Genomic DNA, 13,266 nt, shown 5'->3' on the forward strand with positions numbered 1-13,266 from the left:
CCACAGGTACAGTATTTCCCCTTCAGTTAAGGAGTCGAGCCCCTGAAAACGCCGAAGATCAAATGTGGGAGCGGCTTTGTTTGGAAGTCCGTATTCATTAAATAAACAGCACTAGCGCACACTGCCTCTAACCGCACAACATCCCGTCACAGCGATCAACTAAAGTTCCAGCACTTTTGGCCAATCAATAAGAGCCCACCATGCCCCCTATCGCCCCGCTGCTTTACATGCGCACCTCCATGCTCGACGTCGCCTATGAAGCCCACGGCCCCACCGACGGTGAGCCGGTGATTCTGTTGCATGGCTTCCCCTACGATCCTCGCGGCTATGACGCCATTGCCCCGGCATTGGCCGCGCGCGGTTGTCGGGTGTGGGTGCCGTACCTACGTGGTTATGGCCCAACACGGTTTATCAACGAGCAGGTGATGCGCTCCGGCCAACAGGCGGCGCTGGCCAAGGATTTGCTGGATTTCATGGATGCGCTGTGCATCCCGCAGGCCACGCTCGCGGGTTACGACTGGGGTGGACGCGCCGCATGTATTGTCGCGGCGTTGTGGCCCGAACGGGTGCATGGGCTGGTGACCGGGGATGGCTACAACATTCAGGACATCGCCCAGTCGCTCAAGCCGCGGCTGCCTGCAGATGAGCATCGGTTGTGGTACCAGTTCTACTTTCACACGCAGCGCGGCGTGGAAGGGTTGACTGCCAATCGCCGTGAGTTCTGTGAGTTGCTGTGGTCGTTGTGGTCGCCGTCCTGGGCCGAGGGGCCGGGGCTGTATGGCCAGACGGCGCCGTCGTTCGATAATCCGGACTTTGTCGACGTAGTGATCCACTCCTATCGCCATCGTTTCATGTACGCGCCTGGCGACCCTGCGCTGGAAGCCATCGAGCAGGCATTGGCGCTGCAACCGACGATTGCGGTGCCGAGCATTTCGCTGTGCGGCGCCGATGATGGCGTGGGCCCGCCGCCGGTGGAGGATGACGACACGGAACATTTCAGCGGTTTTTACCGCCGGGACGTGTTGCCCGGCGTTGGCCACAATATTCCCCAGGAGGCGCCGCACGTCACGCTTGCGGCCATCTGTGAGTTACTCGACCGACGATGAGCAGGCAGCCGGCAGCTGAACACGCTGCCCTGCCCCAGCACGTTTTCGGCCCAGAGCGTGCCGCCGTGAGCTTCGATGATGCCGTGGGAAATGTACAAACCCAGGCCGCTGCCGGTGGGGTTGCCCTCGCAGGCCTGGGGCGGGATGTTTAAGTCGGTTCGCAAAACCGCTCGCGGTAGGCTTGGGGCGTGACCTCCAGCGCCCGCACAAAGCTGCGACGCAGGGTTTCTTCACAGCCAAACCCGCACTGCACGGCGATGCGCTTGATCGAGGCCGTGCTGTCGGCCAGTTGCCGGCGCGCGGTTTCGACGCGGATCAGTTCGACGGCGCGCGCCGGGGTCTGGCCGGTTTCGGCGCGGTAGTGGCGCACAAAACTGCGCTCGCTCATACCGGCCTGGGCGGCCAGGGTGGGGATGTTCAGGTCGAGGGTGAGGTTTTCGGCCATCCAGGCATGCAGTTCAGCGAAGCGGCTGTCGCCCTTTTGCAGGGACAGGGTCACGCTGAATTGCGATTGGCCACCAGGGCGCTTGAGGAACACCACCAGGTGCCGTGCCACTTCCAGGGCGACGGCGCGGCCCAGGTCTTCCTCGACCAGGGCCAGGCACAGGTCGATGCCGGCGGTCACACCAGCGGAGGTCCACACTGCGCCTTGCTGGATAAAGATCGGGTTGGACTCGACCGTCAGCAAGGGGAACTTGCGCGCCAGCTCTTCACAGCGGGTCCAGTGCGTGGCCACGCGGCAGCCATCGAGCATGCCACTGGCGGCCAACAGAAAAGCGCCGGTACACACCGATGCCATGCGCCGCGTGTGCCGGGCTTTTTCACGCACCCAGTCCACCAGGGCCGGGTCTTCGGCGGCGCCATAGACGCCCCAGCCACCGGCAATCACAAGAGTGTCGCAGGGCTGGTCGACAGCGGGCAATGCCTCAGCCACCAGCGCCAGCCCGGCGGAAGTCATCACCGGTTCCGCTTGCGCCGCAATCACGCTGACGGCGTAGGGCAATGGCACACCGCGCGACCGCGCCAGGTCATTGGCCGAGGCGAACACCTGCAACGGCCCGGTAACGTCGAGCACCTGGGCATTATCGAAAGCGAGTACGTGAACACATCTGGGCATGATTGGCGTAATTCGTGGGCTCAATGGCGTATGCGCCAAAGCCTAGGCCTCTAGAGTGAAGCCGTCTACCCCTCTTTATAGGAGCTTCCTTCATGACCTTGCAGATCGGCTTTGTGTTGTTCCCCGGCATCCAGCAACTGGACCTGACCGGCCCGTATGACGTGCTGGGCTCGCTGCCGGACGTGAAGTTGCACCTGGTGTGGAAAGACCTGGCGCCAGTCACCTCCAGCACCGGCCTGGTGTTCACGCCGACCATGACCTATGCCGACTGCCCGAACCTGGATGTGATCTGCGTGCCCGGCGGCTCTGGCGTCGGCCCGCTGATGGAAGACGCGCAGACCCTCGACTTCCTCAAGGCTCAGGCGCAAACCGCGCGCTATGTGACCTCGGTGTGCACCGGCTCGCTGGTGCTCGGAGCGGCGGGTTTGTTGCGCGGTCGCAAAGCCACCACGCACTGGGCCTACCACGACCTGCTCGCCCCGCTCGGCGCGATCCCGGTGCAGGAGCGCGTGGTGCGTGACGGCAACCTGTTCACTGGCGGTGGCATCACCGCCGGGATCGACTTTGCCCTGACCCTGGCCGCCGAGTTGTACAGTGACGCGGCGGCACAACTGGTGCAGTTGCAGATCGAATACGCACCGGCGCCGCCGTTCAATGCCGGCCGCCCGGATACGGCGCCCCAGCATGTGCTGGACGAAGCCAACAAGCGCACCGTCGAGTCGCGCAAGGTGCGTGGCGAGATCGTCGCAAGGGCGGCTGCGCGGTTGGGCTGACACGCTGTAACACCCGAGGCAAGCGGGCTTGTTGGGATAAGGCTTGTTGTGGCGAGCTGCTTGTCGTGGCGAGCGGGCTTGCCCCGCGCTGGGCTGCGAAGCGGCCCCAAAACCTGCCAACGAGTTCTGTCTGAGAGGACGCGGAGACTTAATTAGGGCCGCTTCGCAGCCCAACGCGGGGCAAGCCCGCTTGCCACAGGAAGCCCGTTTGCAACAACAAGCCATGTCCATGGTCGGCCCAAGCCCGCATGCCACTGCAACCAAGGCCGCCGTTATTGCGTTCGAAGTGGCGGTGAGCGAGTACAGTTCGCACCACCGCGTGAAGCCGGGCATTACCGGCTGGGCGCAAAACAACGGCTATCGGGGTGAAACCGACACGCTGTTCAAGATTTAGAAACGTGTCGAGTACGACCTGGAGTGCATCTCCAAGTGGTCGGTGTGGTTTAACGTGTACATCGTCTTGATGACGGTCCCGGCCGTCCTTTCCACCAAGGAAGTCTATTGATGAATGCCCTCAACGGATTAATTCCCTGCATCATTTCCGGTGGTTCGGGCACCCGGCTGTGGCCGGTGTCACGGCAGAACATGCCCAAGCCGTTCATGCGCATGCGCGACGGCCAGAGCCTGCTGCAAAAAACCTTCCAGCGTGCCAGCCGTTTGCCCGGTGTGGAAAGCGTGCTGACGGTGACCAACCGCGACCTGCTGTTTCACACGCTGGATGACTACCGCGTGGTGAACAAGGCCCACCTGCCCCTGGACCTGTTGCTGGAGCCATTCGGCCGCAACACGGCGGCGGCCATTGCGGTGGCGGCGCTGCATGTGCAAGAGCATTTCGGCGATGAGGCGCAGTTGCTGGTGATGCCGGCCGACCATTTGATCCTCAATGAAACCGCGTTCGCCGAGGCCGTGACCCAGGCCCGTGGCCTGGCCGAAGCCGGCTACCTGGTGACCTTCGGCATCCAGCCCGACCACCCGGAAACCGGCTTTGGCTACATCGAACAAGGTGAGGCATTGAGCACAGGTTACCGGGTCAAACGCTTCGTCGAGAAACCCGACCTGGCCACGGCCCAAACCTTCCTCGACGGCGGCAAGCACCTGTGGAACTCGGGCATGTTCTGCTTCAAGGCCAGCACCCTGGTCAACGAGCTGGCCACCCACGCCCCTGAAGTGCTCGAAGCCGCCAAGGCCGCGCTGGCGCATAGCCAAAGCCTGCAAAACAAAACCTCTCGCCAGCGTGAACTGGACGCGGACGCTTTCGGCAGCGCGCCGGATATTTCCATCGACGTGGCGTTGATGGAGAAGTCCAAACAAGTCGCCGTGGTGCCCTGCGACATCGGCTGGAGCGACATCGGTTCGTGGGAAGCCCTGCGCCAGCTCACCCCCAGCGACGCCCATGGCAACCAAGTCAATGGCGAAGCGATTCTGCATGACGTGCACAACTGCTACATCGACTCGCCCAAGCGTGTATTGGGCGCCGTGGGCGTGCGCGACCTGATCATCGTCGACACCCCCGACGCGCTGTTGATCGCCGACGCTAACCGCAGCCAGGATGTGCGCTACATCGTTGCCGAACTCAAGCGCCAGAACCACCCGGCGTACAACCTGCACCGCACCGTCACGCGGCCGTGGGGCACGTACACCGTGCTGGAAGAAAGCAGCTGCTTCAAGATAAAGCGCATCGTGGTCAAGCCCCAGGCATCGTTGTCGTTGCAAATGCATCACCACCGCAGCGAACACTGGGTGGTGGTCAGCGGCGCGGCACAGATCACCAATAGCGAGCGTGACTTTCTGATCAACGCCAACGAGTCCACCTACATTCCCGCCGGGCACAAACACCGCCTGACCAACCCCGGCATCATCGACCTGGTGATGATCGAGGTACAGAGCGGCGAGTACCTGGGCGAAGACGACATTGTGCGCTTTGACGACATCTACGGGCGTGCGCCGGAGGCCATCAAAGAAGAGCTGAAAAGCTGATGCATACCTCGTTGATCACACCGACCCGTAACACGTCCAGCCACTTGGCGGACGCGCCGGAGTTGGGGATCAAGACCTGCTTTAGCTCCGACTCGTTTTCCGTGTACCTGTGCTGGGCGCTGGCGCGGGTGCTGATGGTATCGGCACTGATCACGCGGGCGATGACCCACATCGGCCAGTCCACGCTGATCCTGTTGATCTGCCACGGGAGATCCAGCACAAGACGTTCGACCTGATGGAGCGCCTCGAGCTGCCGGCGTTTTTAGCGGTCTGTGTGGGAGCGGGCTTGCTCTCCATAGCGGTGTATCAGTCAGCCATGCATCGACTGACACTTCGCTATCGCGAGCAAGCCCGCGCCCACAGGGGTTATGTATTTCAGTCGTCGAGTTGTTGCGGAGCCGGCTTGCTGCCGGGCTTCGCAGGCTTGGCGGGCTTGCTGCCCTTGGCCGGCGCAGGTGCGGCGGGTTCCGGTTCTGCGGCGGCAGCGGCTTCTTTTTCGGCCATCGGCATCTGGTCGATGGTGCTGAAAAATTTAGCCAGGTCGAGGGTTTCCGGCGGCACTGACTGCAGGAGTTTTGTCTCGCCGTCCTTGCCGATCAGGATGACTTTGGTACCACTGCCGGCACCTAATTTAAGCGCACGAATCAACGCGTTGGTTTCCGGCGGCGTGAGCTTCTTGTTGTCCTTCGCCTCCTTGGCGAACTTCTCCCCTTCGGCACCGATGCTGCCGAACTTCACGGTGTAGAGCACCATGTTGCGCTGTTCAAAGGACTGCTTGTTGGCAGGCTCTTCCAGCTGCTTTTGCAGGTCCGACAATGTGGCGTTGCCGGAATCGAGCTCCACGACAACCAGAGGGCGGGACTTGCCCAAATCCTGTTTGAGCGGGTTGATATCCTCAGCGGCCAACAACGGCCCCGTAAAAGCCATCAAGGTAGCCAGGGTCAGCGACCGGATGAGCATGCGCACCTCCTTTGAATTCCATGCAGGGTTCTTGAGTTTCATGTCTGCGACAGTCAAATTCAAGGATGATTCCTACACCACTTTAAGAAAGCGTAGGTCAGGACGCCCGCTACGCAAGGGGTTGGGTGGGGTCAACGGTCATTGTTTCTTCTGATTGCGGAAACATTATGAGACGCCCCACTCCGGCCAATGCCGAGCAAACACGGGGGCCACGACCGGGTCAGCGTCCACTTGTGCAAGGGTCTGGGCAAACCCTGGCCGCGTGGCTTGCAACGCCTCTCGCGCCGCGTCCCAGCGCGACACCGCTGCGGCCATAATGCCCAATGCATTCGGTTGATTATTGGAGGCGAACAACTGCTCGGCGAATTGATCGGCGAAGGCTATCCAGGCCTGATGCAGATAGCGGCGCGTGCCGGTGGTCAGTTGCGTTTTTACCGCCTCATCGGCGTCGCCCAGCCAGCGTTGCGGGTAGTCGATGATGCCGATCGACGAGTAGCAGTTGGCGGCGATGTACACCAGGCCTCGCAGGATCTGGGCGCGGTCACCGCTGAGCAGCTGCGAGTCGGGAAATTCCAGGCCCAGGTGGATCAGGATCGCTGCGCTTTCCGTCAGCACCTGGCCATCAGGGGTGACCAGGGTGGGAATCTGCTTGAGCGGGTTGATGCGCGCGAGTGCTTCGCTGCCCTCGCCTTCCTGCCAGGAACTGGCGTCCACCCGGTGCCACGGCACCCCGCAACGCTGCAGGGCGATTTCGATCATGCAGGAGCCGGATTCGTCGGTGCCGTAGAGCGTGTACATGGGCGTTTACTCCTATCGTTGCAGTTTGGCCTGCAAGTGGGCCTTCACCTGTGGCCATTCCAAATCGATGATGCTGAAGCGCACCGAGTTGCGCTTGCGGCCGTCCGGCATGATGCGTTCGTGGCGCACGATGCCTTCCTGCACGGCACCGAGACGCAGGATCGCTTCGCGGGATTTTTCGTTGAGTTCGTCGGTGGTGAATTGCACGCGCACGCACTCCAGCACTTCGAAAGCGTAGGTCAGCAGCAGCAACTTGGCTTCGGTGTTGATGCCGGTTTTTTGCGTCGATTTCGCCAACCAGGTGTGGCCGATTTCCAGCTTGCGATTGACCCGGTCGACCTTCCAGAACCGTGTGCTGCCCACCACCTGGCCGGTGTCGCGGCGCACCAGGGTGAACGGGATAACACTACCGGCATCGCGGCCGGCCAGGGCAGTGTCGATGTATTTGTCGATAGTGTCCGGGCCCGGTACGTTGGTGACCTTGAGGTTCCACAGTTGACCGTCGGCGGCGGCGTCAAGCAGGGCGGCCGCATGCTCCCGTTGCAGGGGCTGGAGTTCGACCGTGGTGCCAGTGAGGTTGATCTGGATCATGGTGGCTGCGCCGTCGGGAGGTGGTCATCAGAGGGCAAGAGTGCAGGCTCGCAACAGGGTGAGGCAAGCGTTTTAAAACAGCCCCATCTGCCCACCCACCAGGGTGCCAAAGTCGTCGTTCACGAACGGCAGAATCGCGTCGGCCACCGGTTGTAATTGCCGGGTGACGTAGTGGTCGTAGTCGATCGGTGCCTGCCGCACTTCCAGCGGTTCGGGGCCGTTGACGGTGATCACGTAGCTGATCCAGCCGCCGCGCTGGTACTGGCGCGGGCGCCCAAGGCGGTCGTTGTAGTCGTCGGCCAAACGCGCGGCGCGCACATGCGGCGGCACGTTGCGTTCGTAGTCGTCCAACTGGCGACGCAGGCGCTTGCGGTAGATCAGCAGCTCATCGAGCTCGCCGTCCAAGGTACGCCGCACATAGTCGCGTACGTAGTCCTGATGGGGTTGGCGGTGGAAGATGCGCCGGTAGAGTTCCTGCTGGAATTGCCGGGCCAGGGGCGACCAGTCGCTGCGCACGGTTTCCAGGCCTTTGTAGACCATTTCTTCGCTGCCATCGCCACGCACCACCAGGCCGGCGTAGCGCTTCTTGCTGCCCTCCTCAGCGCCGCGAATGGTCGGCATCAGGAAGCGGGTGAAGTGGGTTTCGTATTGCAGTTCCAGGGCGCTTTGCAGGCCGAATGCGCTGTGCAAATGCTCACGCCACCACGCGTTGACGTGCTGCACCAATGCCTGGCCGATGCGGCTGGCATCCTCCTGGGAGTGGGCGCTGCCGAGCCAGACGAAGGTGGAGTCGGTGTCGCCGTAGATCACCTCATAACCCTTGGCCTCAACCAATTCGCGGGTCTGGCGCATGATCTGGTGGCCACGCATCGTGATCGAAGACGCCAGGCGTGTGTCGAAGAACCGGCAACCGCTGGAGCCGAGTACGCCGTAGAAGGCGTTCATGATGATTTTCAGCGCCTGGGACAACGGCGCATTGTGTTCGCGCTTGGCCTCTTCGCGGCCTTCGGAGACACGGGAGACAATGGCGGGCAGGCAGTGCCTCGTGCGGGAAAAACGCGCGCCGCGAAAGCCTTCCACAGAGTCGCTGTCGTCGGGATGCTTGAGGCCTTCAATCAGGCCAACCGGGTCGATCAGGAAACTGCGAATGATCGACGGGTAGAGGCTTTTGTAATCGAGCACCAGCACCGATTCGTAGAGGCCTGGGCGCGAGTCCATGACAAAACCGCCGGGGCTGGCCTGGGGCGGCTTGTCACCGAGGTTCGGCGCGACGAAGCCCTGGCGGTGCATCAGCGGCATGTACAAGTGGGTGAACGCGGCGACGGAGCCGCCGTTGCGGTCGGCCGGCAGCCCGGTGACGCTGGCCCGTTCCAGCAGGAACTTGAGCAGTTCGGTCTTCGCGAAAATCCGCGTGACCAGCTCACAGTCCTTGAGGTTGTAGCGCGCCAGGGCGGGTTTGTCCTCGGCGAACATGCGGTTGATTTCGTCCATGCGCTGGTACGGCGTGGAGATGTCCTTGCCTTCGCCAAGCAGGGTCTGCGCGACGTTTTCCAGGCTGAAGGATTCGAAGCTCCAGGTCGCCGAGCGCAACGCTTCGATGCCGTCGATGATCAGCCGGCCCGCTGCTGCGGCGAAGTAATGGTTGCGGCTGCCATGTTCGCGCCAGGCCATGGGCTCTGCGCCACGCCCGAGCATCAGCGGTACGTTGAGGCGCTGGGCGTGTTCATGGAGCACGCGCAGGTCGAACTGCACCACGTTCCAGCCGATGATCGCGTCGGGGTCATGGATGACGAGCCACTGGTTGAGGCGTTCGAGCAGTTGAGCGCGGGTGTCGCAGTAGTCGAGCTTGAAGTCGACCGCGTCGGCCTTGTTCGGCGGGCCGAGCATGTACACCTGACGCTCACCGCAGCCTTCGAGGGCGATGGAATAGAGGTCGCCCTGGGCGGTGGTCTCGATGTCGAGGGACACCAGTTTCAGCGGCGGGCGGTAGTCGGGCGCGGGTTTCATCTGCGCGTCGTTGAGCGCGCCACTGCCATCAGATGTGCCGCCGAACCACACCGGAGCGGTGATGAAGCGCTCCATCATGTAGCGCTCGGGCGGGCGTACGTCGCCTTCGTAGACATCGACGCCGGCGGCACGCAGGCGTTTTTCCAGGTCCATCAGTTGCCGATGCTGACGGGTGTAGAGGCCAAGAACCGGGCGATGATGGAAGTCGCACAGTTGCAGCGGACGCAACTCAATATCGCGTTCACCCTTGAGCAGCCAATCCAGCGGCTTGCGATGGGCCTCAGGGATGAACATCACCGAAGTTTGCACGGGTAGGCGGATAAACCGCGGCCCCTGGTCGGTGGCCAGCCAGAAACTGACCTCCGTGCCCGCCGGGGTATCGCGCCAATGCCGGGTCAGGACAAAACCCTGCTGTAAATCCACCGTACCGCACCTCAGGAATCGCTTTCAGTGCGTGATTCTACTCGGCATCCGGCCAAACGCCGCACGTTAACGCGCACGCAGGCTGCAATCTCATAAAATTGTTTCAGGGCGTTAATAATAATTACTGTCATGCGCGCCGGAGTTGTATGAGCGCAGTGAGGACGCGCGATATGCCGGAATTGGGTGTAAGTGTAACCAGGACATCATGGACGTGCCGTTCAGCATGTCGTCCTAAACCGATACCCTGGAAGTCATGACGGAGCATGAAGGCTGATAGCAGGAAGGACAGGCATCAGCAATGATGCCCGTTGGGGTCATGCCTGACGGGCGTGGTTAAGATAGGTTTCGATATTGCTCATTTGCTCGTCCCACCCACGGGAGTTCATTTTGTAGGCTTTCTGTCGCCGGGCCTCTGGCACCGCGTCAAAGCCGGATTCGACCACCCGCAACAGAATTCCCGGCGCGTGATCCTCGATGGTGAACTCCACCAGTGTCGGGGTTTCTTTGTCGTAATCGACGCCCTCTTCTACCGCGAAGGGGTGCCACCGGAAAGAGAACAGCGTTTGCGGCAGGATGCGTTCAATCCTGGCCTTCCAGATCGCATGTTCGTAGCCGGGATAAGTGATCGGCGCCTCGATGGTCTCCCCCGCTACAAAGGCTTTGCCCTTGAGGGCTATGCCAAACCAGCTGCCGAATCGTTCGGCATCGATCAATGCTTCCCATACCTGTTTACGTGGGGCGTTGAGTAAGACTTTTCGTTCTATGCGATCTAATACATGCATAAGTCACCTCCTCCATTGACAGTAGGCGACATCGACCAATGCGCAACCATGGATTGTGCGCGATGATGATGGCCCCATCCTTGACCAGACTCTGAGTTATGACTGACCTGTTGAATGGAAGTTGCTTCTGTAAAGCGGTGCGCTACCAAGTGGACAGCCTGGACATGCCTATCAGCCATTGCCACTGCAACAGCTGCCGCAAGGTGCATGCGGCCGCGTTTGTGAGCACGGCCGGAGTCATGCGCGAACACTTTCGATGGACGCAAGGTGAGGAACTGCTGTCGTCCTTCGAATCTTCATCGGGCAAATACAGGCACTTCTGCGCGCGCTGTGGCTCACATCTGATGGCGGAGCGTAAGCATCAGCCCCATGTGATTGTGCGGGTGGCGACGCTGGACGATGATCCGGGCGTCAGGCCCACCTCGCACATCTGGACGGCCCATGCAGTGCCGTGGCTGGCTTATGAAGGCGTAGAGCAATGGGACGAGTGGAAAGCCTGACGCGCTCAGACGTGCGGGTCACCCGGCGCCTTGCTCGGCGTCGCGTATTGCGGCTTCAGGTGCCCCTCTTGGTCGAGTAGCCAGGCATCCATGATCTGGCGGACCACAGGCCCTGCCACCCGGCCGCCGGCCTCACCGTTCTCGATCATGACCGAGATCACGATCTTCGGGTGCTCCGCAGGGGCGAAGCCGACGAACAAGGCGTTGTCGCGATGGCGCTCCAATGTCTTGTTGCGGTTATAGCGTTCGCCCTGTTTGATCGCCACCACCTGCGCGGTACCACTCTTGCCGGCGATGCGGTACTGAGCGCCCTGCGCCGCTGCCCGGGCGATGCCGCGCGGGTCGTGCATGACCAGTTGCATGCCGTGGTTGACCTGCTCCCAATCACGTGGGTCCTTGAGGACGACGTTGGGCATCGGGTTTTCATCCACCGGCGGCACACCATTGATGGTCTTGGCCAGGCGCGGGCGGTTCCACACACCCTTGTTGGCAATCAACGCGGTGGCCTGGGCCAGTTGCAGCGGTGTCACCTGCATATACCCCTGACCGATGCCGAGGATCACGGTTTCGCCTGGGAACCAGGGTTGACGCCTGGTCGCGCGCTTCCAGGCCTGGGATGGCATCAAGCCTGCGGACTCTTCGAACATGTCCAGTGAGACTTTCTGGCCAAGGCCGAATTCAGCCAGGTAGTCGTGCAGGCGGTCGATGCCCAGTTTGTGGGCTAGGTCGTAAAAGTAGGTATCGTTGGAACGCATGATGGCCGCGTCCATGTCCACCCAGCCGTCGCCACTGTGGTTCCAGTTGCGGTACTTGTGGTCGAAGTCCGGCAGTTGGTAGTAACCCGGGTCGAACACACGGGTTTGCGGGGTCACGACTCCACTGTCGAGACCCGCAATGGCCACTTCCGGCTTGATCGTTGAGCCGGGCGCGTAGAGTCCGCGCAGCACACGGTTGAACAGCGGCCGGTCGATGGAGTCATGCAGCGCGGCGTATTCCTTGAAGCTGATACCGGTAACGAACAGGTTGGGATCGAAACTCGGCTTGCTGACCATGGCCAGTACTTCGCCGGTTTGCGGGTCGAGGGCGACTACAGAGCCACGACGATCGCCCAAGGCATCCTCAGCCGCTTCCTGGAGTTTGACGTCGAGGCTCAGGACGATGTTTTTGCCGGGGATCGGGTCGGTGTGCTTGAGCACACGCAACACGCGGCCCTGAGCGTTGGTCTCGACTTCTTCGTAGCCGACGTGACCATGCAGTTCAGACTCATAGAAACGCTCGATGCCAGTCTTGCCGATGGACTGGGTCCCCCGATACTCAACCGAATCGAGGACCTTGGATTCCTTTTCGTTGATCCTACCGACGTAACCGATGGAGTGGGCAAAGTGCGCGCCCATGGGGTAATGGCGGACGAATTGCGGCTCTACGTCGACGCCAGGCAAGCGGAACTCGTTCACAGCCAAGACCGCGATCTGCTCTTCAGTCAGTTCGTAAAACAGCGTGACGGGGACGAAGGGGTGGCGCGCTTGTTTCAGTGCCTTGTCGAACACGGCGCGGTCTTCAGCCGGCAGGTGCAGCAAATTGACGATGGCGTCCAGCTCGCCCTTGAGATCAGTGGTGCGCTCACGGGTGATAGTCAGGTTGTAACTGGGACGGTTATCGGCCAATACCACACCGTTACGGTCATAGATCAGGCCACGGGTCGGCGTGATGGGCAGCACGTGGACGCGGTTGTTTTCAGAAATAGTGGAGTGATAGTCAAACTGCACCACCTGCAGGAAATACATGCGGCCTACCAGGGCGCAGGTGATGCCAATCACCAACAGTGCGCAGGCGAGCAGACGCTTGTTAACCAGGCGGTTTTCTTTTTCGTGATCTTTAATCGGTATCGGTTCAGGCATTTCTACAGCATCTCGTTGAAAAAGGTCGACGCCGCATCCTGCGGGTGAAGGATCAATCCTTGGTAAAATGTGCTGCACCATACCAAAAATGCAGAAACACTTTGCATCGATTTCCCGAACGGCAGGTGATTTAGCATTGAAACGAAGATGAGCAATCTTCCGCACTTTTCGACCGCCCAAAACAAAACCCCTGTTTGCGTTAGCAAACAGGGGTTCTGGAATTTAATCTTGACGATGACCTACTCTCACATGGGGAAACCCCACACTACCATCGGCGATGCATCGTTTCACTGCTGAGTTCGGGATGGGATCAGGTGGTTCCAATGCTCTATGG

At 61.1% G+C, this 13,266-nt stretch carries 12 protein-coding genes, 1 rRNA gene and 2 pseudogenes; 6 read left to right on the plus strand and 9 right to left on the minus strand.

Annotated elements, in window-relative coordinates; genetic code table 11:
* Positions 1–200 precede the first annotated feature (200 nt).
* Positions 201–1,106, plus strand: coding sequence for an alpha/beta fold hydrolase (locus tag ACR52_RS26900; RefSeq protein WP_048731164.1), 906 nt, complete (start codon positions 201–203; stop codon positions 1,104–1,106).
* Here the strand turns inward: ACR52_RS26900 and ACR52_RS31630 are convergent.
* Positions 1,007–1,270, minus strand: a complete 264-nt coding sequence (locus ACR52_RS31630; RefSeq protein ID WP_082143261.1) for an ATP-binding protein — start codon at positions 1,268–1,270, stop codon at positions 1,007–1,009. The two genes, ACR52_RS26900 and ACR52_RS31630, sit on opposite strands and share 100 nt — an antisense overlap.
* On the minus strand, positions 1,255–2,223 hold the full coding sequence (locus tag ACR52_RS26905) for a GlxA family transcriptional regulator (protein ID WP_048731165.1): 969 nt from the start codon (positions 2,221–2,223) through the stop codon (positions 1,255–1,257). Before ACR52_RS26905 ends, ACR52_RS31630 begins: the two co-directional genes overlap by 16 nt.
* Positions 2,224–2,315: 92 nt before the next feature.
* Here ACR52_RS26905 and inhA point away from each other — a divergent pair, with 92 nt between their 5' ends.
* The 4 genes and pseudogenes from inhA to ACR52_RS31455 form a co-directional block, all read left to right on the plus strand.
* Complete coding sequence (gene inhA / locus ACR52_RS26910) at positions 2,316–2,996, plus strand: isonitrile hydratase (protein ID WP_048731167.1); 681 nt, start codon at positions 2,316–2,318, stop codon at positions 2,994–2,996.
* A 220-nt stretch (positions 2,997–3,216) separates the two neighbouring features.
* A pseudogene (locus ACR52_RS29930) lies at positions 3,217–3,501 on the plus strand (sugar transferase); the annotation flags it as partial.
* On the plus strand, positions 3,501–4,973 hold the full coding sequence (locus ACR52_RS26920) for a mannose-1-phosphate guanylyltransferase/mannose-6-phosphate isomerase (protein WP_048731172.1): 1,473 nt from the start codon (positions 3,501–3,503) through the stop codon (positions 4,971–4,973). The pseudogene ACR52_RS29930 and the gene ACR52_RS26920, both read left to right, overlap by 1 nt.
* Before the next feature lie 35 nt (positions 4,974–5,008).
* Positions 5,009–5,104: pseudogene (locus ACR52_RS31455) on the plus strand (glycosyltransferase family 2 protein); the annotation flags it as partial.
* Positions 5,105–5,348: 244 nt separating this feature from the next.
* Here ACR52_RS31455 and ACR52_RS26930 read toward each other — a convergent pair.
* The 5 genes from ACR52_RS26930 to ACR52_RS26950 all read right to left on the minus strand — a co-directional run bounded on the left by ACR52_RS26930 (position 5,349) and on the right by ACR52_RS26950 (position 10,534).
* Complete coding sequence (locus ACR52_RS26930; protein ID WP_048731176.1) at positions 5,349–5,933, minus strand: DUF4174 domain-containing protein; 585 nt, start codon at positions 5,931–5,933, stop codon at positions 5,349–5,351.
* Positions 5,934–6,098: 165 nt separating this feature from the next.
* Positions 6,099–6,731, minus strand: coding sequence for a glutathione S-transferase family protein (locus ACR52_RS26935; RefSeq protein ID WP_048731178.1), 633 nt, complete (start codon positions 6,729–6,731; stop codon positions 6,099–6,101).
* 12 nt (positions 6,732–6,743) lie between these two features.
* Positions 6,744–7,322, minus strand: a complete 579-nt coding sequence (locus ACR52_RS26940; protein WP_048731181.1) for a GNAT family N-acetyltransferase — start codon at positions 7,320–7,322, stop codon at positions 6,744–6,746.
* A gap of 72 nt (positions 7,323–7,394) precedes the next feature.
* A complete protein-coding gene (locus tag ACR52_RS26945; protein ID WP_048731183.1) occupies positions 7,395–9,752 on the minus strand; it encodes a DNA polymerase II in 2,358 nt (785 codons plus the stop codon).
* A 314-nt stretch (positions 9,753–10,066) separates the two neighbouring features.
* Complete coding sequence (locus ACR52_RS26950; protein WP_048731185.1) at positions 10,067–10,534, minus strand: SRPBCC family protein; 468 nt, start codon at positions 10,532–10,534, stop codon at positions 10,067–10,069.
* Between the two features lie 98 nt (positions 10,535–10,632).
* Between ACR52_RS26950 and ACR52_RS26955 the strand changes: the two genes are divergently transcribed.
* A complete protein-coding gene (locus tag ACR52_RS26955; protein ID WP_048731187.1) occupies positions 10,633–11,034 on the plus strand; it encodes a GFA family protein in 402 nt (133 codons plus the stop codon).
* Positions 11,035–11,039: 5 nt separating this feature from the next.
* On the opposite strand, the gene mrdA is transcribed toward ACR52_RS26955, so the two are convergent.
* Together mrdA and rrf are read right to left on the minus strand one after the other, a co-directional pair.
* Positions 11,040–12,932, minus strand: a complete 1,893-nt coding sequence (gene mrdA / locus ACR52_RS26960) for a penicillin-binding protein 2 (protein WP_048731188.1) — start codon at positions 12,930–12,932, stop codon at positions 11,040–11,042.
* Between the two features lie 226 nt (positions 12,933–13,158).
* Positions 13,159–13,266, minus strand: a 5S ribosomal RNA gene (gene rrf / locus ACR52_RS26965); the annotation flags it as partial.

This window comes from Pseudomonas fildesensis (assembly GCF_001050345.1).
GTDB lineage: Bacteria > Pseudomonadota > Gammaproteobacteria > Pseudomonadales > Pseudomonadaceae > Aquipseudomonas > Aquipseudomonas fildesensis.